Annotated in this window: 18 protein-coding genes; 11 read left to right on the top strand and 7 right to left on the bottom strand. The window is 74.5% G+C overall.

The annotated features are described in order from the left end of the window. Nucleotides 1-17: 17 nt before the first annotated feature. The 4 genes from ACFWA9_RS16595 to ACFWA9_RS16580 all read left to right on the top strand — a co-directional run bounded on the left by ACFWA9_RS16595 (nt 18) and on the right by ACFWA9_RS16580 (nt 3,796). Nucleotides 18-932, top strand: a complete 915-nt coding sequence (locus ACFWA9_RS16595; RefSeq protein WP_329491292.1) for a phytanoyl-CoA dioxygenase family protein — start codon at nt 18-20, stop codon at nt 930-932. Then, nucleotides 929-1,969 carry a thiamine pyrophosphate-dependent dehydrogenase E1 component subunit alpha gene (locus ACFWA9_RS16590; protein ID WP_380387784.1) on the top strand — a complete coding sequence of 347 codons (1,041 nt, stop codon included), beginning with the start codon at nt 929-931 and terminating at the stop codon, nt 1,967-1,969. The genes ACFWA9_RS16595 and ACFWA9_RS16590 overlap by 4 nt, the downstream gene beginning before the upstream one ends. Then, a complete protein-coding gene (locus ACFWA9_RS16585; protein WP_380387781.1) occupies nt 1,966-2,928 on the top strand; it encodes an alpha-ketoacid dehydrogenase subunit beta in 963 nt (320 codons plus the stop codon). Before ACFWA9_RS16590 ends, ACFWA9_RS16585 begins: the two co-directional genes overlap by 4 nt. Before the next feature lie 76 nt (nt 2,929-3,004). Next, nucleotides 3,005-3,796, top strand: coding sequence for a DUF3050 domain-containing protein (locus ACFWA9_RS16580; protein ID WP_329491289.1), 792 nt, complete (start codon nt 3,005-3,007; stop codon nt 3,794-3,796). Nucleotides 3,797-3,951: 155 nt separating this feature from the next. Here ACFWA9_RS16580 and ACFWA9_RS16575 read toward each other — a convergent pair whose 3' ends face one another. Next, complete coding sequence (locus ACFWA9_RS16575) at nt 3,952-5,301, bottom strand: acyltransferase (RefSeq protein ID WP_380387778.1); 1,350 nt, start codon at nt 5,299-5,301, stop codon at nt 3,952-3,954. A 225-nt stretch (nt 5,302-5,526) separates the two neighbouring features. On the opposite strand from ACFWA9_RS16575, the gene ACFWA9_RS16570 reads away from it, so the two are divergent. The 3 genes from ACFWA9_RS16570 to ACFWA9_RS16560 all read left to right on the top strand — a co-directional run bounded on the left by ACFWA9_RS16570 (nt 5,527) and on the right by ACFWA9_RS16560 (nt 9,684). Next, nucleotides 5,527-7,893: an FHA domain-containing protein gene (locus tag ACFWA9_RS16570; RefSeq protein ID WP_380387775.1), complete on the top strand. Its 2,367-nt coding sequence runs from the start codon at nt 5,527-5,529 to the stop codon at nt 7,891-7,893. 94 nt (nt 7,894-7,987) lie between these two features. Then, complete coding sequence (locus tag ACFWA9_RS16565; RefSeq protein WP_380387772.1) at nt 7,988-8,602, top strand: hypothetical protein; 615 nt, start codon at nt 7,988-7,990, stop codon at nt 8,600-8,602. A gap of 95 nt (nt 8,603-8,697) precedes the next feature. After that, on the top strand, nt 8,698-9,684 hold the full coding sequence (locus ACFWA9_RS16560; protein ID WP_380387844.1) for a serine/threonine-protein kinase: 987 nt from the start codon (nt 8,698-8,700) through the stop codon (nt 9,682-9,684). A gap of 19 nt (nt 9,685-9,703) precedes the next feature. Here ACFWA9_RS16560 and ACFWA9_RS16555 read toward each other — a convergent pair whose 3' ends face one another. After that, complete coding sequence (locus ACFWA9_RS16555; protein WP_380387770.1) at nt 9,704-11,047, bottom strand: streptophobe family protein; 1,344 nt, start codon at nt 11,045-11,047, stop codon at nt 9,704-9,706. A gap of 202 nt (nt 11,048-11,249) precedes the next feature. On the opposite strand from ACFWA9_RS16555, the gene ACFWA9_RS16550 reads away from it, so the two are divergent. The 3 genes from ACFWA9_RS16550 (at nt 11,250) to ACFWA9_RS16540 (ending at nt 15,530) form a co-directional block, all read left to right on the top strand. After that, nucleotides 11,250-12,638, top strand: coding sequence for a DUF6777 domain-containing protein (locus ACFWA9_RS16550; protein ID WP_380387767.1), 1,389 nt, complete (start codon nt 11,250-11,252; stop codon nt 12,636-12,638). A 197-nt stretch (nt 12,639-12,835) separates the two neighbouring features. Continuing rightward, nucleotides 12,836-14,302, top strand: a complete 1,467-nt coding sequence (locus tag ACFWA9_RS16545) for an MFS transporter (RefSeq protein WP_380387764.1) — start codon at nt 12,836-12,838, stop codon at nt 14,300-14,302. A 223-nt stretch (nt 14,303-14,525) separates the two neighbouring features. Next, nucleotides 14,526-15,530 (top strand): hypothetical protein, encoded by a 1,005-nt coding sequence (locus ACFWA9_RS16540; protein WP_380387761.1) that lies wholly within the window; start codon nt 14,526-14,528, stop codon nt 15,528-15,530. Nucleotides 15,531-15,605: 75 nt separating this feature from the next. Here the strand turns inward: ACFWA9_RS16540 and ACFWA9_RS16535 are convergent, their stop codons facing one another. The 5 genes from ACFWA9_RS16535 to ACFWA9_RS16515 form a co-directional block, all read right to left on the bottom strand. Then, nucleotides 15,606-16,175, bottom strand: coding sequence for an SRPBCC domain-containing protein (locus tag ACFWA9_RS16535; protein ID WP_380387758.1), 570 nt, complete (start codon nt 16,173-16,175; stop codon nt 15,606-15,608). A gap of 110 nt (nt 16,176-16,285) precedes the next feature. Next, nucleotides 16,286-16,978 carry an alpha/beta fold hydrolase gene (locus tag ACFWA9_RS16530; RefSeq protein WP_380387755.1) on the bottom strand — a complete coding sequence of 231 codons (693 nt, stop codon included), beginning with the start codon at nt 16,976-16,978 and terminating at the stop codon, nt 16,286-16,288. 113 nt (nt 16,979-17,091) lie between these two features. Beyond that, nucleotides 17,092-17,535, bottom strand: a complete 444-nt coding sequence (locus tag ACFWA9_RS16525) for a type II 3-dehydroquinate dehydratase (protein ID WP_329491280.1) — start codon at nt 17,533-17,535, stop codon at nt 17,092-17,094. After that, nucleotides 17,532-18,899 (bottom strand): cation:proton antiporter, encoded by a 1,368-nt coding sequence (locus ACFWA9_RS16520; protein ID WP_352294556.1) that lies wholly within the window; start codon nt 18,897-18,899, stop codon nt 17,532-17,534. Before ACFWA9_RS16520 ends, ACFWA9_RS16525 begins: the two co-directional genes overlap by 4 nt. 23 nt (nt 18,900-18,922) lie before the next feature. Continuing rightward, nucleotides 18,923-19,702, bottom strand: coding sequence for an alpha/beta fold hydrolase (locus ACFWA9_RS16515; RefSeq protein WP_329491278.1), 780 nt, complete (start codon nt 19,700-19,702; stop codon nt 18,923-18,925). Nucleotides 19,703-20,062: 360 nt separating this feature from the next. Here ACFWA9_RS16515 and ACFWA9_RS16510 point away from each other — a divergent pair, with 360 nt between their 5' ends. Further along, a complete protein-coding gene (locus ACFWA9_RS16510) occupies nt 20,063-21,736 on the top strand; it encodes a bifunctional 3-(3-hydroxy-phenyl)propionate/3-hydroxycinnamic acid hydroxylase (protein WP_380387751.1) in 1,674 nt (557 codons plus the stop codon). Nucleotides 21,737-21,758 lie beyond the last annotated feature (22 nt).

Here is a 21,758-nt window from a genome sequence, read left to right as displayed (position 1 = left end):
CAGAAGGAGGCCCCCGCATGACCACCGCACCCGAGTTCCGGCTCACCGAGGCCGAGCGCGCACTGCTGCCCACCCCCGAGGAGGTGGCGGGCTACCTCGAACACGGCTGGTACCTCTCCCGCCGGCTGTTCAGCGACGAGGAGCTGGACACCCTGCAGGCCGCCACCGAGAAGTACTACGAGGGCCACCGCGACCGCGAACTCGCCGTCCGCCCGCCGAACCTCGCCGCCTGGACGCCGGAGCACGGCCCGGTCCAGCGGCACAACGACTACGTGCACTACGAGAGCGACGCCATCGGCGCGATCCTGCGCAAGCCGCTGCTGGGCGCCGTCGCCGCGCTGCTGGCCGAGGCCGAGGAGATCCGGGTCTTCCAGGCGACGCTGATCTACAAGCCGCCGGTGCCCGAGGAGCCGACCAACCAGGTGCCCTGGCACTTCGACAAGCACTACTGGCAGACGTCCAGTTCCGACCGGATGCTCACGGCCTTCCTGCCGTTCCACGACTGCGGGGTGGAGAACGGCACGATCACCATGATCGACGGCAGCCACCGCTGGCGCGAGCTGGACTCCGGCGAGGACTCCACCCGGCACTTCGCCCACCGCGACCGCTCCGAACTGGAGTCGATCCTGGCCGCCAACGCGCACCACAACGGGCAGCAGGTGCGCAAGGTCCCGATCGAGATCCCGCGCGGGCACGTCAGCTTCCACCACTGCCGGACCTACCACGGCAGCGGTGCCAACCTGTCCGACGCACCGCGCCGCGCCGTCTCGCTGCACCTCCAGGACGGCGGGAACGAGTACCGCCACCACCTCAGGCCGGACGGCGGCACGGTGGTCTACAACCACGACGTGGTGGTCCGCCGCACCGCCGACGGCCGGCCGGACTACGCCGACCCGGACATCTGCCCGACCCTCTGGCGGGGCACCCCGTGACGGCGGTCGGCGGCACCGCCACCACGGCGGGCCCGGTCCCCCGGCCGGGAGCCGCCGGGCCCGCGCCGCTGGGCACCCCCGAGCAGCGGTACCGGATGCTGCGGCTGATCCGCGGCTTCGAGGAGCAGGCGCTCACCCTGGTGAAGTCCGGGGTGATCACCGGCGGCATCCACCCCTACATCGGCCAGGAGGCCGTGGCGGTCGGCGTCTGCGCCGCGCTGGGCCCGGGCGACCGGCTCACCTCCACCCACCGCGGGCACGGCCACGTGCTCGCCCGGGGCGTCGACCCCCGCCGGCTGCTCGCCGAACTGGCGGGCCGGGTCGACGGGTTGAACCGGGGCCGGGGCGGCTCCATGCACGCCGCCGACCTCTCGCTGGGCATCCTGGGCGCCAACGGCATCGTCGGCGCCGGTGCGCCGATCGCGGTCGGCGCCGCCTGGGCGGCCCGGCAGGCCGGCGACGACCGGGTGGCGGTCTCCTTCTTCGGTGACGGCGCGCTCAACCAGGGCGTCCTGCTGGAGTCGTTCAACCTGGCCGCGATGTGGCGGCTGCCGGTGGTCTTCGTCTGCGAGAACAACGGCTACGCCACCACCCTGCCGGCCGCCACCGCGGTCGCGGGCAGCGCGGTCGGCCGGGCGGCCGCCTTCGGCATCCCCGCCGTCACCGTCGACGGGATGGACACCGAGGCCGTCCGGGCCGCGGCCGAGGAGGCCGTCGCCCGGGCCCGGTCCGGCAGCGGCCCGGGCTTCCTGGAGTGCCGCACCTACCGCTTCGAGGGCCACCACACCATGGAACGCCGGATGAAGCTGCGCTACCGCACGCCGGAGGAGGTGGCCGACTGGCGGGCCCGCGACCCGCTGCCGCGCGCCGCGGCCGCGATCGGCGAGGTACGCGCCGCCGAGCTCGACGCCTCGGTGGCAGCCGAGCTGGCGGCCGCCGAGCAATTCGCGCTCGCCTCCGAACTGCCCGATCTTGAGGGCGCGTTGGACTATCTGTACGCCGACGGACGGCGGCCGCGGGCGGGAGCGACGGGATGACCAGACTCTCCTACACCAAGGCGCTGAACCGGGCACTGGCCGACGAGTTGGCCGAGGACCCCACGGTCTGCGTGTTCGGCGAGGACATCGGCGCCGGCCTGGCCGGTCCGACCCTCGGGCTGCTCGACCGCTTCGGGCCCGGGCGGATCGTCGACACCCCGCTCTCCGAACAGGCCTTCACGGCGATGGCGATCGGCGCGGCGCTGAGCGGCCGGCGGCCGGTGATCGAGTTCCAGATCCCCTCGCTGCTGTTCCTCGTCTTCGAGCAACTCGTCAACCAGGCACACAAGTTCTCCCTGATGACCGGCGGCCAGGCCAGTGTCCCGCTGACCTGTGTGGTCCCCGGATCCGGCTCCCGGGACGGCTGGGCGGGCCAGCACTCCGACCACCCCTACAGCCTGTTCGCGCACGCCGGGGTGAAGACGGTGGTGCCCGCCACGCCGACCGACGCGTACGGCCTGCTCCGCTCGGCCGTGCGCGACCCGGACCCGGTGGTGGTGTTCGCGCCGGCCGCCGCGCTGGCCGTGCGCGAGACCGTCACCTGGGCGCTGGAGCCGATCCCGCTCGGCTCGGCGCGCGTCCACCGCACCGGCACCGACGTCACCCTGGTCGCCGTCGGCCACCTGGTGCACGACGCGCTGGCGGTCGCGGAGGAGCTCGCCGACGAGATCTCGGTCGAGGTGCTCGACCCCCGTACGCTGCACCCCTTCGACTGGACGGCGCTGGCCGCCTCGTTGGAGCGCACCGGCCGGCTGGTGGTCGTCGACGACTCCAACCGCAGCTGCGGCATCGGCGCCGAGGTGCTGGCCACTGCCGCCGAGGAGATGCGGCTGATCGCCCCGCCCCGCCGCGTCACCCGCCCCGACGGCGCCGTCCTGCCGTTCGCCCCCGCCCTCGACCGCGCCCTCCAGCCCGGCCGGGAGCAATTGCGGCACGCGCTGCGCGCCGTCATGAAGTAACCCGGCGGGTGCGCGCCCCCTGTCCGGCGCGCACCCCTCGTGGCAGAATCCCGTTCCCCCTGTGAAGGAGCTCCACATGTCCACCAGCCGTTACCACTGGGACCGTTCGCACCCCGGCCTGACCGGTCTCCAGGAGGCCATCGACCCGCTGCGCCGCGAGGTCGTCGGCCACACCGTCTACGGCGGACTGACCAGCATCGGACACGTGCGGACCTTCCTGGACCGGCACGTCTTCGCCGTGTGGGACTTCATGTCGCTGCTGAAGAGCCTGCAGCGCGAGCTGACCTGCGTCGACGTGCCGTGGGTCCCGAACGGCCCGACCGCCAGCCGCCGGCTGATCAACGACATCGTGCTGGTGGAGGAGAGCGACGAGCTCGGCGAGGGCTTCACCAGCCACTTCGAGCTGTACGTCGAGGGCATGCGGCAGGCCGGCGCCGACCCGGCACCGGTCGAGGCCTTCCTGGAGCTGCTGCGCGCGGGCACCCCGGTGCCCGAGGCGCTGAAGACCGCCGGGGTGCCGCAGGCCGCCGTGGACTTCACCGCGACCACCTGGGAGATCATCGAGAACGCGCCGGTGCACTGCCGCGCGGCCGCGTTCGCCTTCGGCCGCGAGGACCTCATCCCCGACATGTTCGCCCAGGTCATCAGCATCGACGACCCGGACGGCGCGCTCACCGTGTTCAAGGACTACCTGGCCCGGCACATCGAGGTCGACGGCGAGCAGCACACCCCGATGGCGATGCAGATGCTGATCGACCTCTGCGGCGACGACGACGCCAAGTGGGCGGCCTGCGCGGAGACCGTCCGGCTCGCGCTCAGCGCCCGGGTGCGGCTCTGGACGGCGATCGAGGAGGCCTTCCCGGCCTGACCGGCACCGGGCGGTGCCGGAGGGCAGGGGAGGGCACGGGAGGGCACGCACCGCCTTGGTGCCCTCCGGGCCTCCGGAGCCCGGACCGACGCGAGGGGGTGGGCGCGACGGCCCACCCCCTCGTCGGCGTCGCCGTACGCGGCGGCCCGGCCCGGTCAGAGCACCTTCGCGAGGGTGGTGGCCAGCTCGGGCAGCACGTCGGCCGGGTCGCGGTGGCGGTGCAGTGCCGCCCGCCCCTCGGCGCTGCGCAGCCGGGCGGCCAACCGGGCCGGGAGCACCGCCGTGGTGAGCGATCCGGCCCCGTGGAACCCCTCTACCGTCCAGGAGACCCACGGCAGCGGGTAGTTGGCGGCCGGGCTGAAGAACACCGGCCGGTGGCCCTGGAAGGCGATCCGGTAGGCGCCGAACCGGCTCCAGTTGGAGAAGCTGAACCGGCGGTGCTCCGGGTCGAAGCCGAGCGGCACACAGTCGCGCAGCCGGGACCGCCCGATCGCCTCCAGGAAGGCCAGATTGGAGCGGAGGTTGAGGTGCCCGTCGGCGAAGCCCTCCAGGGCCTCGCGCAGGGCGGCCGCGAGGGCCGCCGGGCCGTCCTGCGGAGCGTGGGGCAGGTGGACGTCCCCCAGCAGGTTGCCGACCAGGGTCGGCGGCAGACCGAGCGGGCGGCGTGCGTTGACCGGGACGGTGAGCCAGCGGGTCTCGCCGTCCTCGTCCAACTCCCGCACCGTACTGACGACATGGGCGCAGAGCACGTCGCCGGAGGAGAGTCTTCGCCCTGCTGTCGCGCTGAACTCCTCGCGCATTCGGGCGAGTTCGGCCTCGCCGAAGTACAGCTGGACGGTCCGGTTGGCGCGCGGCCCGGCCGCCACCGCAGCGGCCAGCACGGCGGCCTCGGCCGGGCCGGGCAGTCGGAACCCGGGCCGCCCGCAGTCCTCGGCGGGCAGCACCTTGCCGAGCAACGCGTCCTGGTCCTCGACCAGTTCGGCCTCGGGCAGCTCCTCGCCCTCCACCGCGGCGGACCAGGCCCGCATCAGCAGCATGAAGCTCTGCAGATCACCGATCGCGTGGTGCCAGGAGCAGCCCAGCACCGTGCCGCCGGCCGAGGGCCGGGTGATCCGGACGGTGAGCAGCGGGACGCCGCCGGCCCGGGCGGCCGGGGCGTCCACCGGGTCGACCAGCGCGGCGCCGGCCGAGGTGACCCGGCCCATCGCCTCCGCCAGCGTGCCGTCGATGTCGTAACTGTCCATCGGTACACCGGAGTCGTCGCAGACGGCGGTCAGTTCGTCGCCGTCGGTGCGCAGCCGCCCGGCGAACACCGGGACCTGCGCCAGTGCCCGGGCGAGGCCGGCGGCGAGCCGGTCCTCGTCCAGGGTCTGTTCGAAGAAGAGGACCACCGAGACCGAGAGGTCGGCCAGCATGGTGTCCATCAGCCCGCAGCGCAGGCGGGTCCCCGGGGCCCGGCCGGCCCGGACCAGCCGGGAATCGCGCAACTGCGGCCAGAGACTCATCGGTCCATCCAGGGGCTCGCGGGGGCCGCCCGGAGCGCTCCGGGCGGCGGGCAGACGCTCCGGACGGCGTGGCAGACGCTCCGGACGATGGGGCAAACGATAGGGCAGCGGTCCGCTTCCGATCCAGTGGTCCAGTCCAATTGACTCGGGCTGGTCAAGGGCGGGAGCGCCCCCGGAGCCCCGCCGGGAACGCCGGGTCGCCCCGGCCGGACTAGAATCCGAACCATGGGAGAGCGCGCAGGCGCGCCCGTCGCGCCGCCTCTGGTCCTCGTCACCGACCGGGACTCGCAGCTGATCGATCCCGGCCGGTCGTACCACGTCGGCCGCGACCCGACCAGCGAGATCGTCATCGACGACCCGCGGGTCTCCTGGCACCACGCCGTCCTGCACACCAGTGACGGCCACTGGCTGCTGGACGACGTCGGCAGCACCAACGGCACCTTCACCGACGGCCGCCGGATCGACCACCAGGACGTCGGCCCCGGCACCCGGCTACGGTTCGGCAACCCCGCCGACGGCCCCTCCGCGACCTTCGCCGGGCTGCCCGCGCCGGCCGGCCGCGAGCGCCCGTCGCTGATCGCCCCGCAAGCCTCCGGCGTCTTCCGGCAGCCCAGTGCGATCATCCGGCTCCCGGGCCGGACGGTGCGGATCGGCCGGGCCGACGACAACGACCTCGTCCTGGACGACCTGGTGGTCTCGCGCCACCACGCCGAGCTGCGCACCCTCCCCGACGGCGGGCACGAGATCGTCGACCTCGCCAGCCACAACGGCACCTACCTGAACGGCCGCCCGGTGGTCCGGGCCCCGGTCGGGCCGGCCGACATCGTCGGCATCGGCCACTTCGCGCTCTGCCTGTCCGGCGACGAGCTGGTCGAGTACACCGACACCGGCGAGATCTCGCTGGACGTCCAGGGCCTGGTGGTCCGGGTCGGCCCCGACCGCCGGGTGCTGCTGGACGGCGTCGGATTCCCGCTCGCCGAGAAGGCCCTGCTCGCGGTGGCCGGGCCCAGCGGCGCCGGCAAGTCCACCCTGCTCAACGCCCTCACCGGGCTGCGCCCGGCCGACGAGGGCACCGTCCTCTACGACGGCCGCGACCTGTACCGCGACTACGCCGAACTGCGCCGCCGGATCGGCCTGGTGCCGCAGGACGACATCCTGCACACCCAGCTCACCGTCCGCCGCGCGCTCTCCTACGCGGCCGAACTGCGCTTCCCCGGGGACACCACCAAGGCGGAGCGCGAGGCCCGGGTCGACGAGGTGATCCACGAACTCGGCCTGGACAGCCGGGCCGACCTGGTGATCTCCAGCCTCTCCGGCGGCCAGCGCAAGCGCGTCAGCGTCGCCCTGGAGCTGCTGACCAAACCCTCCCTGCTCTTCCTCGACGAGCCGACCTCCGGGCTGGACCCGGGCATGGAACGCTCGGTGATGACGATGCTGCGCGGCCTCGCCGACGACGGCCGCACCGTCGTGGTGGTCACCCACAGCGTCCTGAGCCTGTCCGTCTGCGACCGGCTGCTGGTGCTGGCCCCGGGCGGGCGGACCGCCTACTACGGGCCGCCCGGCGAGGCCCTGGAGTTCTTCGGCTACTCCGAGTGGCCCGAGGCCTTCGAGGCCTTCGAGAGCGAGGACCACGCCGCCTGGCAGCGCCGGTTCCTGGCGTCCCCGCAGTACCAGCGGTACGTCGCCGCCGGCGCGGTGCCGGGCGTCCCCGCCGGGCGCCCGGCCGCGGTCGGCGGCAGCCCGATCGGACGGGAGAAGCCGCAGGGCTGGTTCTCCCAGCTGGGCACCCTGGTCCGCCGCTACACCGCGGTGCTGGCCGCCGACCGGCTCTTCCTCACCGTGATGATCGCCCTGCCGTTCATCATCGGCGTGATGTGCCGGGCGATGGCCGGCTCCCGGATCTCCCCCGACAACGCCATCAACGTGGTGCTCACCCTGTGCATCGGCGGGCTGCTCACCGGCTCCGCCAACGCGGTGCGCGAGATCGTCAAGGAACGGCCGATCTACCAGCGGGAACGGGTGGTCGGGCTCTCCAGATCGGCGTACCTGGTCTCCAAGGTGGTGGTGCTCGGCACCGTCACGGTGGCCCAGGCGGCCGTGCTGACCACGGTCGGCCTGGCCGGGGTGGACCTCAGCCCGACGCTGCCCAACGGGGTGACGGTGCACAGCGGCGTCGTGCTGCCGCCGCTCGCCGAGCTGATCCTGGCCGTCGCGATGCTCTCCTTCTCGGCCATGATGCTCGGCCTGCTGGTCTCCGCGCTGGTCCGCAAGGAGGAGGCCACCATGCCGATGCTGGTGCTCCTCTCGGTGGTGCAGATCGTCTTCAGCGGCGCCATGCTGAAGCTGCACGGAGTGCCCGGCCTGGAGCAGTTCGCCTGGCTGGTGCCGTCGCGCTGGGGTCTGGCCGCCATGGCCCAGACCGTCGACCTGCACACGGTCTTCCCGACCGCGATCACCGCGGACCCGCTGTTCCGCCCCGACCGCACCCGCTGGCTGCGGTGCCTGGGCATCCTGGTGGGCCTCTCGGTGGTGCTGGGCGGCGCCGTGCTGGCACTGCTGCGCCGGCAGGAGCCCTCGATCATGCGGAAGTGATCGGATGCGCGCGACCGGACGCGGGGTGCGCAGGACGCAGGTGATCAGCTGGAAGTGATCACGCAGAAGTGAACGCCTCCGATGGACGGAGCCCATGGACGAATTCGCGTTCCGCCCGACCCATGTCGCCCCGCCGGACGGGATGGCCACCTGGACGGCCCCCGACCCGGCGCAGCCGGCCGCCCGGCTGGACCCGCTGCTGCCGGTCCAGCTGATCGCCCGGCAGGGCGACTGGGGGCACGTGCTCTGCTCCAACGGCTGGACCACCTGGGTGGACGGCCGGCTGCTGATCAACCTCCCGACGGCGCCGCCGGACGCCACCGGCCCACCGGCCCGGACGGCCGACCCCCGCCCGGCGCTGGCCGAGGCCGAGGGCGCGCTGGCCCGCTACCGGGCGCTGCTGGAGGACCTCGCGGCCGGCAGCGCCGATCTGGAGACCTTCCGGGACCGGGCCCGCGGCCTGCGGATCGGGCTGGTCGTCGACGGCGAGGCGCTCTGGCTGTTCGACCCGGTGCACGACCGCTGGTGCTACTGCGACGGCCTCCAGCTGCAGACCTACGCGGCGCCCGGGCGGCCGAACGCCTCCCCGGCCGCGACCCCGCGCCCGGCCGCCTCGCCCCCGCCCGCGCCCGCGCCCGGCCCAGCCGCCTCGCCCGCGCCCGGCCGAGCCCCCACCGGGTACGAGCCGACCCGGACGGTTGAGCCGTGATTCCCCCGGAGGAGTCGGGCAGCGGCGAGCCCACCGAACCGCCGCCGCCGCCGACCGGGTCGCACACCGAGGAGGTCCCCGGTCTGCCGTCCGGCATGGTCGGGCGGCGGGTGGCCGGCTACCGGCTGGAGGCCGAGGTCGGCCGGGGCGGCATGGCCGTCGTGTACCGGGCCAAGGACCTGCGGCTGGGCCGGACGGTCGCGGTGAAGCTGCTGGCGCCGGAGCTGGCCCGCAACGAGGTGTTCCGCCAGCGGTTCATCCACGAGTCGGAGGCCGCCGCCGCGATCGACCACCCGCACATCATCCCGGTGTTCGAGGCCGGCGAGACGGACGGGATCCTGTTCATCGCGATGCGCTTCGTGCACGGCGGCGACCTGCGCGAGCTGATGAACCGGGGCGGCGCGTTCACGGTCGGCCGGGCGGCCCGGCTGGCCCTGCAGATCGGCTCCGCCCTGGACGCCGCGCACGACCAGGACCTGGTCCACCGGGACGTCAAGCCGGGCAACGTGCTGGTCGCCGCGGGCACGGACAGCGAACACCCGGAGCACCTGTACCTGGCCGACTTCGGCCTCACCAAGAAGTCGCTCTCGCTCAGCGGCCTGACCACCGTCGGGCAGATCGTCGGCACCCTGGACTACGCGGCGCCCGAGCAGATCTCCGGACGGCCGCTGGACGGCCGCTGCGACCAGTACAGCCTGGGCTGCGTGGTGTTCGAGATGCTGGCCGGGACGCCGCCGTTCCGCCGGGAGAGCGACCTCGCGCTGCTCTGGGCCCACCTCAACGACCCGCCGCCGACGCTGCGGGACCACCGCCCGGACCTGTCCGCCGAGGTGGACGCCGTGGTGGCCCGGGCACTCGCGAAATCACCCGAGCAGCGGTACGCCAGCTGCCTGCAGTTCGTCGCCGAGCTGCGCGCCGCCACCGCCGAGGCGCCCGGCCCCGCCACCCCCTGGGTGGCGGACGGACCGGCCACCCAGGTGCTCCCGGCGTACGGCGGCGGCGCGGGCGGGCCGTACGTCTCGCCCCCGGTGCCGGAGCCGCCGGACTGGGCGACGCCGGTCGTCCACCCCCGGGGACGCTGAGGCGCGGCGGTCCCGGCCGTCAGCCGCCGTCCGCCGCGATCTCGCCGCGCCTGCTCCGGTGGGCCGCCAGCAGACCGCCGAGCAGGCCGGCCACCAGGCCCCAGGCCGCCGCCAGCGGCACCAGCAGCCAGAGCTGCGGATCGAGCACGAGCGAGCCGCCGCCGAGGCCCGCGACCGGGTTGGTGTCGCCGAGCACGGAGCCGAGGAGATCGCCCAGCCCGCCGTCCCCGGCGCCGACCCCGAGCACCGAGAGGCCGTAGTCGGCGGAGACCCGGGACCAGACGCCCACCAGCAGCATCGTCACGGCCGCGGCCGCGCCCAGCCGGACGGCGTGCTGCCAGAGCCGGACCCCGCGCGGGGAGCGGTAGGCGGTGAGGAAGCCGGCCGCCAGGAGCAGCACGGCCGTCAGCGGCAGCAGCCACCAGACCCGGCCGTCCTGCTCCGCGAGGGTGCTGAGACTGATGGTGGCCGACTTGCCCTCGGGTGCGCGCAGCACCTCGGACAGCGACTCCGGGACGGGCAGCCCGATCGCCCCGACCAGGTGGCCGTGCCACTCGGCGCCCATCCCCAGCCCGAGGGCGAGCCAAACCAGGTTGGGCAGCGCCAGCAGGAGCAGGGCCAGCGTCGCCCGGGCGTCGCCGTGCACGACGGCGGTGACGAGCCCCGCCACCAGGCCGAGCACCACACAGATGAGCAGCACCAACAGCATCGCGAACGCGGCCGGCCGGACGGCCTGCTGGAACGGCACCAGGCCGCGCGGCAGCGGCGCCCGGCGGGAGACCGCGAAGGTGGCCGCCAGGACCACCAGCAGCCAGAGCAGCCCGAGGCCGATGGTGCTCAGCGGCTCCGCGTGGAAGCCGATCTCGGGGGTCAGGCCGAGGGCGCCGCCGAGGTCCTGGACGAGGCCGCCGCCGAGCGGGACGACGAAGGTGTGCCGGGCGGCGAGGGTGATCAGCACCAGGGCCACCACCCAGACGGCCGCCGTCCGGGCCACCCGGCCGAGCAGTTCGGCGCCGCCGGCGACCGCCCGGAAGCGCAGCTGGCGCAGGAACACCTCCGCCATCACCAGGGCGCCGACCAGTCCGACGGTCAGCGGCATCGCGGTGATCCCGGCGTCCACCTGGGCGAAGAAGCCCGCCCCGCCGTCGAGCTGCACGGAGCCGCCGACGGCGAGCGCCAGCGCACCGGCCAGGACGTACGGGAAGCCGCCGCCCGGCAGGGAGCCGGCGCCGGCGGCCCAGAGGCCGAGGGCGGCCACCGCCGCCATCGCGGCGATCCCGGCGAGGACGACCGCCGACGCGTCCAGCCAACCGCGCAGAACGCCGGGCGGGCCGGGCGCCGTGGTGGGGGGCTCCTGGGGCATGCGGGCTCCTGGTGGACTCGGGTGCCCCCCTCGCGTCTGAGTCCAGCGTCACCCAGGACCGGGCCGCGCGCGCTGTGTGCGCACGGCGAGCCGGCGGTGGCGTGCTGTTGCGGCGGTTGCCGGGCGGGGGCAGAAATGGAAGCCAGTGGCAGGAGCCTTCTGTGCCGGTCGTTTCGCCGGCCGCCCGCGAAACGGAGCCTCGATGAGTTCCCAACCGCCCCTCTCCGGGCCCCCGTCCGGCCCGCCGTCCGGCCCGCTCTCCGGACCGCCGTCCAGCGGCCCGCCGGGACCGCCGTCCGTTCCCCCGTCCGGGCCGGGCGGGCCGGGCGGCTCCTCGGCCGGTGGGCCGGGCGGGCGTCCGACGCCGTGGTGGCGGTCCCGCACGAAGCTGGCGCTGGCCGGGGGGACCGCGGCGCTGGCCGTGCTGGCGACGGTGCTGATCGTCAACAGCGGCGGCGGGAGCGGTACCCCCAGCGATGCCATCCCGGCCGCGAACGAGGTGGCGCTGCAGACGCCGGGCGATCCGGGACCGGCGCCGTTCACCCAGTCGGTCGAGACCACCGCCGTCTCCTCTCCCGCGTCGGCCCCGGGCAGTCCGGGCAGCGCCACGAAGAGCACCGCCGCGGCCTCGCCGAGCGGCATCCACACCGTGCAGGGCTCCTCGGCCGGGCTCTACGCCGGTGAGAAGTCCAAGCCGGCCTGCGACGTCGAACGGCTGATCTCCATGACGTCGACCGGGGACACCGGCCGGGCCTGGGCGGCCGCCCAGGGGATCGAGCAGTCCGCCATCCCGGGCTATCTGCGCTCGCTGACCTCCGCCTACCTGCGGGTGGACACCCGGGTCACCAACCACAGCTACAAGGGCGGGGCGTCGGTCGCGTACCAGTCGGTGCTGCAGGCCGGCACCGCCGTCCTGGTCGACGCGCAGGGCGTACCGCGGGTGCGCTGCAGCTGCGGGAACCCGCTGAAGCCGCCGGAGCTGGTGAGCGACGCCAAGTACACCGGCAAGTCGTGGACCGGCTTCCAGCCGTCCTCGCTGGTCATCGTGGTGGCGGCGCCTAAGCCGGTGACGGAGCTCGTCCTGGTGGACATCACCACCGGTGGCTGGTTCGCCCGGGTGACCGGGCAGATCAAGGTGGTGGACAAGACGGTCCAGCCGCCGGAGGTCCTGGTGCCGGGCATCCCGCCGGCCGCTCCGATGAAGCCGGTCTCCCCGTCGGCGTCGATGTCGGGCTCCACCTCGGGTTCGGGCTCGCCCTCGACCTCCGGCTCGACCTCGGGCTCGACCGGTCCGTCGACCGGGTCGGCCTCGGCCTCCAGCTCCTCGGGCACGCCGTCCGGGCCGTCCTCCGGCCCGTCGTCCTCGGCGAGCACCGGTTCGGCGTCGGCCTCGTCGTCGACCAAGTCCGCCGGCCCCACCTCGTCCTCGCCGCCCGGCCCGTCCACCGCCAGCGTAACGCCCTCCACGGCGACGGCGTCCGCGAACTCTGCGACGGCGTCCGGGCCGACGGTGGCCACGGCGACCTGTGCGACCGTCGCGCCCTCGACCCTCCCGCCCTGCCCCGGCGCCACGGGCAGCACGCCCAGCTGACCGACCACTCCCCCCCCCCCGGCGGCGGGGCGCCTCGGACCCACCGGGCGCCCCGCCGCTGCGTCACGCCATCCACCTGCATAGTTGGATTATCAAACGCACGGCGCTACAGTGAGTCGCGATGTCAAACCCACGCCCCTCGGGAGCTCTCGTGACCGCCCCCCGCACCGCCGCGCCCCGCACCCCGGAGGTGCCGGATGCCGCGCACTGACCGCACCGGGACCGTGCTGCTGGCCGCCTGCCTCGGCCTCTTCACCGTCTTCATCCAGACCACCCAGACCATCGGCACGCTGGGCGCGGTCCGCGCCGACCTCGGCCTCGACGCCGCGGACCTGGTCTGGATCCCGAGCATGTACACCCTGGTGGTGGCCTCCGTCGTACTCGGCGGCGGCGCGTTCGCCGACCGCTGGGGCCGCCGGCGGATCTTCCTGCTGGGCGCGCTCGCGATGGCCGCCGGCGGGGTGGTCCTGGTGTTCGCCGGGAGCCTGTCCACCGTCCTGCTCGGACAGGCGGTGGCCGGACTCGGCGGCGCGCTGATCACCCCCAGCTCGCTCGCCCTGGTGACCGACGCCTTCCCCGACCCGCGCCGGCGGGCCGGCGCGATCGCCGCCTGGGCCGCCGCCTCCGGCCTCGGCCTCGCCCTCGGGCCGATCACGGCCGGGCTGGCGCTGCGCTGGTCGACCTGGCACACCGCGTTCTGGCTCGGCCCCGTGATCGCCGCGCTCGCCGGCGCCGCCGCCCTGTTCGGCGTGACCGAGTCCCGGGCCGAGGGCGTCCGCCTGGACTGGCCCGGGCAGATCCTCGCCACCGGCGGGCTCGCCCTGCTCATCTACTGGCTGATCGACGGCGGCCACCACAGCTACCTCGGCGGCGCCCCACTGGCCGCCGCCCTCGGCGCGGCCGTCCTGCTCGCCGCCTTCGCCGTGGTCGAACTGCGCCGCACCCACCCGCTGCTCGACCTCCGGCTGATGCGCGACCCCTCGTACAGCGCGGCGCTGCTGCTGGCCGGCACCGTCCTGTTCGGCTTCGTCGGGCTCGCCATGCTCCAGGTGCTCTGGCTGCAGCAGGTGCGCGGACTGACCGCGCTCCAGGTGGGCGTCCAACTCCTCACGGAATTCGGCATGTTCATCCTGGCCTCGGCGGTCGCCGGGATCCTCGGGCCACGGTTCGGCGCGGCCCGGCTGATCATCACCGGGCTGCTGCTGGCGGCGGCGGGCGCCGGCCTGTTCGCCACCGTCGAACCGGCCGACGGGTTCGGCGGCTACGCCCCGGCGCTGGTGCTGTTCGGCTTCGGCTGCGGCCTGGCCGGCGCACCCTCGACCGCGCTGGCGGTCGGCCATGTGCCGCGCGGCAAGGAGGGCGCGGCCGCCGGCACGGTCAACGCCGCCCGCCAGGTCGGCGCGGTGCTCGGCACCAGCATCCTCGGCACCCTGATGACCAGCCGCTTCGGCGAGCGGCTCGGCGCCCTCCGGAACCCGCGGCCGCAGGACGTGGCCCAGGCCTTCACCGACGCCGTCGGCCGCGCGGCCTCGGTCGCCGCGATCGTCCTCCTCGCCGGCGCGGCCGCGGGCGCCCTCCTCCTCGCCCTCGCCCGCCGCCGCCGTCCCGCGCCGAGCCCGGCGGAGCCGGCCCCCCTCACCGCGGTGCGCGCCTCGAACACCTGACGCTCCGTCGCCCCCGCGCGAGCGGATCCCGGCCGCCACCCGAGCCCCGGCGCGGCCGGCGGCACGGGCGGCCCCCTCGGCAGGGGGGCCGCCCGGCACCCGCCGTTGCCGGGCTGTCAGCGGCCACCCGTACGATGCCGCGTGTGATCAAGGAACTCCCCCGGCGCCCGGCCCTGTCCCCGCGGCGATCCGACGGACCCTCCGCGCTGGGCCGGTGGTGGCGGTGAAGCCCGCCGTCACCCCGCCCAGGCCGTGGGACGCCACCTCGCTCTTCCCCGAACTCACCGCCCACGCCAGGACGGCCGTCCGGCTGCACCCGGTACCGGCGAGCCCCTCCCCGCTCGACAGCTCGGCGGGCGGACCGCTCGCCTGGCCGGCGGACGAGCCGTGGCCGACCTGCCCGGGCGGCAGGCACCTCCGGTACGGCCCGCCCCACCGCACCGCCGACGTCCGTGGCGAGCGGTCGACGAGCTTCGCCCACCACGGTGAGATCGGCTGGGACGAGATACCCGAGGACACCGCCTGGCCGCTGCTGCCCGTCCTGCAGGTGTACGCGGCGGACGTCCCCTGGTACGACGGCTTCCCCGCGGACCGGGACGTCCTGCAGATCCTCTGGTGCCCCTTCCAGCACGCCTACGGCGAACCGGGGACGGCGCCCTACAACGGCATCGCCGGTCCGTGGGTCAGCCTGCGCTACCGCCGGAGCGCCGACCTGGGGGACGCCTTCCTGACACCACCGGACCCGGTGGCCGTCGGCGAGCCCGGCTACCTCCCCACCCCCTGCCGGCTGCGCCCGGAGCCGGTGACCGAGTACCCGCACCCGGGAGCGCTCGGCGAGGACTTCGAAGCCGGGGTCACCGCCTGGGAGCAGGCGACCTTCCCCCACCCCGACGACCCCGACGACTACGAGCCCCGCTACGCCTGGGACCTGTCGACGGCCCCGGGCTGGAAGCTCGGCGGCCACGAGCCCTGGAACTACCAGGGCTACGACGGCCCGGTGCGGTGCGGCAGCTGCGACGGCGAGCTGCGGTTCGTGGCGGCGATCGCCGGCCGGGAGTGGGACGGCGGCACGGAGAGCTGGGCACCCCTCGGCTCCCGGGTGAGCAGCCCGAGCACTCGGAGCCGCCACCAGGAGCCCACCGAGGTCCGTCTCGGCCACGGGGAGACCATGCGGGTCTTCGACTGCCCGCGGTCCGCGGACCATCCGGTGGTCAGCGACCTGGGGTAGCGGGGAGGGCGAGCCGTCAGGATCCGGCTGTCGGACTTCGCAAGACATCTGCCCCCGAGAAGAACTGACGAACCATCAGGACTCTTCGGGGCGGATCTTCGCCAGGCCCCGGTAGCGCTCCGGGTCGACCACGGCGGACAGTCCGTTGAGCATCAGCCGGGTGCCGCCCTGGAGGTGGGCGGTGTCCTGGGTGCCGTCCCCGCTCAGCACCAGGTACGCGTACTGCTCGGTCCAGTCGAGCCGGGATCCGGCGCCCTGGGCGGCGAGTTCGAGCGTCACCAGGGAGACCCAGCGGCGCAGGCCGTCCACGTGGGCCTCGTACACGTAGACGATGCGCTCGCCGGGCACGATGTCGTGAAAACGGGAGCGGTATTCGAGCCGCTCCTCGATGTCCCCGGAGACGAACAGGTTGGTCGCCACCTCGCTGCCGCCGACCCGGAAGTCCAGCGCGTGGGTGGCGTGCTTCGAGGAGCCGGGGAGGCGGAACCAGCGGGTGCGCAGCGCGGGCTCGGCGAAGGCCGCGAAGACCTGCTCCGGCGGCGCCGAGAAGCCGACCTGCAGGGCGAAGGAACCGTGGACGACCTGCGGTTTCCCGTCGGTCGGAGAAGTGCCCTCATGTGCGTGATCAAGGCGGCCAGAGCTCACGCGGCGACACTACCACGCAGGCCGATCACCGCTCGGCCGCTCGGCCGGCGACCGTGTCGCGTCGCCGGCCGAACAACCTGATCGGACGTCAACTTCCGTTGCCCATAGGGTCAGATCCAGCCTTCGAGAGAGGCCAGGAAGCCGTCCAGGTCGTCCCGGTGGATGCAGTGGCCGGTGTCCGGCACGTACCGCACCTCGAACCCGCTCGCGCGCAGGGTCTCGGCCAGCTCGTCCGGGACGAGGTGGTGGTCGCCGGCGCCCTGGACCAGCGAGGGCACGACCGGGCGGGCCGGTACGTAGCTGTGCGAGCTCTCCAGCCAGTCGACGGCCCGGACGTCCCACCGCGCGTACCCGGCGAGCTCGGCGTCGATGTCCTCGGGCTGCCAGCGCGGGAACATCGGACGGATGGCCTCGGCGGTCGCCACCTTGGTGAACTGGGCGAACTCGCGGATCTCCGCGACCGCCTTCTCGGTGAAGCGCCAGGCGGGGTCGCTGTAGACCACCTTGGCCGGGCGCAGCCCCTCCACCGCCAGCGAGAGCACCGAGGCGCCGAAGGAGTGGCCGATCGCGAGGTCGGCGCCGGCCGGCAGCGACTCCACCAGGTCGGCGGCGAGCAGCTCCGGCGAGTAGGAGTCGGCCTGCGGGCTCTCGCCGTGGCCGCGCAGGTCCGGCATGATCACCCGGTAGCCGCGGTCGGCCAGCCGGGGCGCCACCCGGCTCCAGGTGTCCGACGACGAGATGATGCTGTGGACGAGCAGGGCGACCTTGTCGCCGTCGCCGACTTCGTGGAGCTTGAGCCTCATGGGCCGGGTCTTCCTCTCAACGCGTGGTCCGGACGGTCCGGAGGTGTCTGACGGGCCGGCGGTGTCCGGCGGGCCGTCCGCGGCGGGCCGGCCGGGCGGGTCGTCAGCCGTCGTCAGCGGTCGGCGGCGGTCAGGTGCACCAGGGCGCGGGCCGCCAGGCGGTAGCCGAAGGCGCCGAGGCCGACCACCACACCGCCGGCCAGCGGGGCGATCACCGACTCGTGCCGGAACTGCTCGCGCGCCCAGACGTTGCTCAGGTGCACCTCGACCCAGGGCTGCGGATAGCTCGCCAGCGCGTCGCGCAGGCTCCACCCGGCGATCATCAGCGCGCCGGGGTTGACCACCGCGCCGACGCTGCTGAGCCGGTGCTCGTGGATGGCCCGGACGAGGTCGCCCTCGGAGTCGTGCTGGATCGAGCGGACCTCCCAGCCCACGCCGCTCACCTCCTCGGCGACGGCCTTCTCGATGTCGGCCAGCGTGTCGGTGCCGTAGATCTCCGGCTCGCGCTGGCCGAGGATCCCGAGGTTGGGGCCGTTCAGGAGAAGCATCGTGGTCATGAGTCACCTCGCTGGTCGGAGACGCGGATCGCGCCGGGTGCCCGGTCGGGGGTCTGTACCGGGTCGGTGTGCTGGTCGCCCAGGCCGAGTTCGGCCCCGGCCACCTCCTCGGCGCGGGTCATCGCGTACCGCAGGATGGGCGGTGCCATCAGCGAGGTCACGATCGCGACGAGGATGATGATGGTGTACGTCTCGGTGTTCAGGACGCCGAGCCGCAGGCCGGTCATCGCGACGATCACCTCGACGACGCCGCGGGAGTTCATCCCGGCGCCGAGCGCCAGCGCCTCCCAGCGGTTGAGCCGGCTGAGCCTGGCCCCGATGAAGGCCCCCACGAACTTGCCGAAGATCGCCACGGCGAGCACCGCGACCGCGACGCCCAGGACGATCGGGCGGCCCAGCGCGGTGAGGTCCATCCGCAGGCCGGCGGTGGCGAAGAAGAGCGGGGCCAGGAAGGCCAGCACCGTCGTCCGCAGCGGCTCCAGCTTCGCCGGGTCCAGCTCGCCGCTGGTGCCGATCAGCACACCGCAGACGAAGGCGCCGAAGATGGCCTCCAGGTGCATCGCCTGCGTCGCCGCCGCGCTGAACAGCACCAGCACCACGGCGGTGGCGATCGTCGGCATCGGGCCCTCCGACCGGCCGGCCGCGCGCAGGGCCCGGCCGACCAGCGGGCGGCCGACCACCAGGGCGAAGACCACCACGCCGATCGGGTACAGCACCGCGGTGGTGACCACCCCGGCGGTCAGCCCGGCGGTGGCCATCGCCGAGACGACGGAGAGCAGGAACCAGCCCACCACGTCGTCGACCACCCCGGCGGCCAGGATGAGCTGGCCGATGTCGCGGTGCAGCAGCTTCATGTCCAGCAGGGTCTTGGCGATCACCGGAATCGCCGTGACGCACATCGCCACGCCGAGGAAGAGCGCGAACACCGCCGGGTCCGCGCCGCTCGGCAGGAAGGACCGCGGCAGCAGGTAGCCGGTGCCGATCCCGAGGCCCAGCGGCAGCAGCAGGCCGGCGATGCTGACCCGGGCCGCGGTCAGCCCGCGCCGGCGGACCAGGGCGAACTTCAGCTCCGCGCCGGTGACCCCGACGAGCAGCAGCACGCCGAGCTGCCCGACGGCGTCCAGCAGGTGCAGCTGGTCCGGCTTCTGCGGCAGCAGCCAGTCGGAGAAGCCCGGCAGCAGCGGTTCGAGGACCGAGGGCCCGAGGAGTACGCCCGCGCACAGCTCACCGGCCACCGCGGGCAGGTTGAAGCGCTGGGCCAGGCGGCCGAGGACGAGTGCCAGGAGGAGCAGCACGGCGACCTGGAGGAGGAACACCAGGAGCGAGTGCTGGCCGATCGTCGGCAAGGGTGCGGCGGTTCGCATGTCGACCCATTCCAGGAGGTGGTTCAGCGGTTGGTTGCGGCGTCCTGCCCGGTGAGTCTCCGGGCCAGCAGCTCGATCACCTCGGCGCTCCGGTCGGCGAGGAAGAAGTGTCCGCCGGGGAGGACCTCCAGCTCGGTCGCCCCGGTGGTGTGCTCCTCCCAGGCCCGCGCCTCGTCGATCGACACCCGCGGGTCGCTGTCGCCGGCCAGCACCGTCAGCGGGCAGTCCAGCCGCTGGTCGGGGTCGTGCCGGTAGCGCTCGATGGCGGTGTAGTCGCTGCGGATGGCCGGCAGGATCATCGCCAGGTTCTCCGGATCGGCCAGCATGAGCTGGCTGGTACCGCTCAGCGCCTTGAGCTCGGCCACCACGTCGGCGTCCGAGCCGGTGTGGACGTTCTCGTCGCGGTAGCGGGACGGCGCCCGCCGGCCGGAGGCGAACAGCCGTACCGGCGCCGGGAGTCCGGCCCGCCGCAGGCGCAGGGCCACCTCGTACGCGAGCACCGCGCCCATGCTGTGGCCGAACAGCGCCAGCGGCTTGTCGTCCAGGTGGCGCACCGCCGCGAAGATCTCGTCCGCGAACTCGGGGATGTTGTCGATGCCCGGCTCCTGGTGGCGCATCTGACGGCCCGGGTACTGGATCGCCAGCACCTCGATCCCCTTCGGGGCGAGCACCCGCGACACCGGGAAGAAGAAGCTCGCGGACCCGCCGGCGTAGGGCAGGCAGACGAGCCGCACGGTGCTCGTCGGCACCGGGTGGAAGACACTGACCCACTTCTCGTAGTGGGCGGTCGTCGCTTGGGCCATGCCGGATCTTCCCTTCGGGCAACGGTCCGTGGCGCGGCCGCGGGCCCACGCCGGAAGGCGGTGGCGGGCGGACTGCGCACGGGTCCCCGGATTCTTCGGGACGTCCGCACAGTAGGCCGATCAAGACCGGTCGTGGTATCCCCCGATCTGATAGCCCGGGGCGGACGTTGACGCCTCACGCGGGTCGCGGTAGTAGTCTTCCGATGTTCCTGCCAGGGCTGTCGCGCCCCGTTGTCGCGCGCAGCCGCCGCGGCGTCCGAGCAGCGCCTGCGCGCTCCTCCGCCGTGTTCCCGCCGCCGTGCCCACCCGCCGTGCACCGGTCCGCACCGGTCCGCCGCCTCCCTGCGATGAGGGGTCCCTATGCCCAAGGTGTCACCGCACGAGCCCCCGACCGGCCCGACGGACACGGACGTGGTCGTCGTCGGCAACGGGCCGATCGGGGCCGCGCTCGCCGTCCTGCTCGCCCAGCACGGCTGGCGGACGACCGTGCTGGAACGCCGCCGGCGCCCGTACACGCTGCCCCGGGCGACCAGCTTCGACGGGGAGACCGCCCGGCTGCTCGCCGCCTGCGGGATCGGCCCGGACCTCGGCCGGATCACCGAACCGGCCTCCGGCTACCAGTGGCGGACGGCGGCCGGCGAGACCCTGCTGGACATCGAGTTCCGGACCCCGGGCCCGTACGGCTGGCCGGATGCCAACACCATGCACCAGCCCGCCCTGGAGGAGCTGCTGGCCGCCCGGACCGCGCGGCTGCCCGGGGTCACCGTGGAGCGCGGCCGGCAGGTCGTCGGGATCGCCGACCACGGCGACCGGGTCCTGGTGACGGCCGAGGACGAGGACGGCGCGGCACGGACGGTCTCGGCCCGCTGGGTGGTGGGCTGCGACGGCGCCAACAGCTTCGTCCGGGACCACCTCGACGTCCCCGTCACCGACCTCGGCTTCTCCTACGAGTGGCTGCTGTGCGACGTCGAACTGCGCGAACCGCGGGCGTTCGTACCGACCAACCTGCAGATCTGCGACCCGGCCCGGCCCACCACGCTGGTGGGCAGCGGCCCCGGGCACCGGCGCTGGGAGTTCATGCGGCTGCCGGGCGAGCGGGCCGCCGAGCTGAACCGCGAGGAGACGGCCTGGCGGCTGCTCGCCCCGTTCGGGGTCACGCCGGACACCGCCACCCTGCTGCGCAGCACCACCTACATGTTCCAGGCCCGGTGGGCCGACCGCTGGCGGGCGGGCCGGGTGCTGCTGGCCGGTGACGCGGCCCATCTGATGCCGCCGTTCGCCGGGCAGGGCATGTGCTCGGGCATCCGGGACGTGGTCAACCTGTCGTGGAAGCTGGACCTCGTGCTGCGCGGTCTCGCCGACGAGGCGGTGCTGGACACCTACACCGGGGAACGCCGGGCGCAGGTCAGGGAGTCGATCCTGGCCTCGGTCCAGCTGGGCCGGGTGATCTGCGTGACCGACCCGGCCGCCGCCGCCGAGCGGGACGCCACGGTGCTGGCCAACCGGCACGGCCGGGGCCCGACCCGGCCGGAGCCGGCCAAGCCCCTCACCGAGGGCCTGCTGTACGGCGGCGGGGGCGACGGACCGCTCAGGCCGGCCGGCGAGGTCGTGCCGCAGGGGGTGGTCGACGGGCCCGGCGGCCGCGGCCTGTTCGACGAGGTGGTCGGGCGCGGCTTCGTGCTGCTGCTCGGGCCCGGGGCGGACGCCCGGCTCGGCGCCGAGCGGCTCTCCTTCCTCGCCGGGCTCCGGGCGCACGTGGTGCGGCTGCTGCCGGCCGGCCGGACCCGGGACGAGCAGGGCGACGGGCAGGGGGACGCCGGCGCCGGCGAGTCCGGCGAGGTCCGGGTGGTGGACACGGACGGCGTCTACGGGGCCTACCTGGCGCGGTACGGGGCGAGCGCGCTGCTGGTCCGCCCGGACTACCACGTGTTCGGCGCGGCCGGCGAGCCGGCGGGCGCGGCCGCGCTGGTGGACGGGCTGCGGGCCGGGCTGACGGCCGCCGTACCGGCGGGCGCGGCGGGCCACGGGGGCTGACGCGGCGACGGCCCGCCCGGAC

The organism is Kitasatospora sp. NPDC059973 (assembly GCF_042737525.1).
Classification (GTDB): Bacteria; Actinomycetota; Actinomycetes; order Streptomycetales; family Streptomycetaceae; genus Kitasatospora.
The sequence above is the reverse complement of the archived record's forward strand: the minus strand, read 5'-3'. Positions and strand labels throughout refer to the sequence as shown.

Excerpts from the sequence above, each read along its gene's own strand:
- ACFWA9_RS16595 (WP_329491292.1), top strand. The coding sequence starts at position 18 with ATGACCACCGCACCCGAGTTCCGGCTCACCGAGGCCGAGCGCGCACTG.
- ACFWA9_RS16585 (WP_380387781.1), top strand. The coding sequence starts at position 1,966 with ATGACCAGACTCTCCTACACCAAGGCGCTGAACCGGGCACTGGCCGAC.
- ACFWA9_RS16580 (WP_329491289.1), top strand. The coding sequence starts at position 3,005 with ATGTCCACCAGCCGTTACCACTGGGACCGTTCGCACCCCGGCCTGACC.
- ACFWA9_RS16575 (WP_380387778.1), bottom strand. The coding sequence starts at position 5,301 with ATGAGTCTCTGGCCGCAGTTGCGCGATTCCCGGCTGGTCCGGGCCGGC.
- ACFWA9_RS16570 (WP_380387775.1), top strand. The coding sequence starts at position 5,527 with ATGGGAGAGCGCGCAGGCGCGCCCGTCGCGCCGCCTCTGGTCCTCGTC.
- ACFWA9_RS16565 (WP_380387772.1), top strand. The coding sequence starts at position 7,988 with ATGGACGAATTCGCGTTCCGCCCGACCCATGTCGCCCCGCCGGACGGG.
- ACFWA9_RS16560 (WP_380387844.1), top strand. The coding sequence starts at position 8,698 with ATGGTCGGGCGGCGGGTGGCCGGCTACCGGCTGGAGGCCGAGGTCGGC.
- ACFWA9_RS16555 (WP_380387770.1), bottom strand. The coding sequence starts at position 11,047 with ATGCCCCAGGAGCCCCCCACCACGGCGCCCGGCCCGCCCGGCGTTCTG.
- ACFWA9_RS16550 (WP_380387767.1), top strand. The coding sequence starts at position 11,250 with ATGAGTTCCCAACCGCCCCTCTCCGGGCCCCCGTCCGGCCCGCCGTCC.
- ACFWA9_RS16545 (WP_380387764.1), top strand. The coding sequence starts at position 12,836 with ATGCCGCGCACTGACCGCACCGGGACCGTGCTGCTGGCCGCCTGCCTC.
- ACFWA9_RS16530 (WP_380387755.1), bottom strand. The coding sequence starts at position 16,978 with ATGAGGCTCAAGCTCCACGAAGTCGGCGACGGCGACAAGGTCGCCCTG.
- ACFWA9_RS16525 (WP_329491280.1), bottom strand. The coding sequence starts at position 17,535 with ATGACCACGATGCTTCTCCTGAACGGCCCCAACCTCGGGATCCTCGGC.
- ACFWA9_RS16520 (WP_352294556.1), bottom strand. The coding sequence starts at position 18,899 with ATGCGAACCGCCGCACCCTTGCCGACGATCGGCCAGCACTCGCTCCTG.
- ACFWA9_RS16515 (WP_329491278.1), bottom strand. The coding sequence starts at position 19,702 with ATGGCCCAAGCGACGACCGCCCACTACGAGAAGTGGGTCAGTGTCTTC.
- ACFWA9_RS16510 (WP_380387751.1), top strand. The coding sequence starts at position 20,063 with ATGCCCAAGGTGTCACCGCACGAGCCCCCGACCGGCCCGACGGACACG.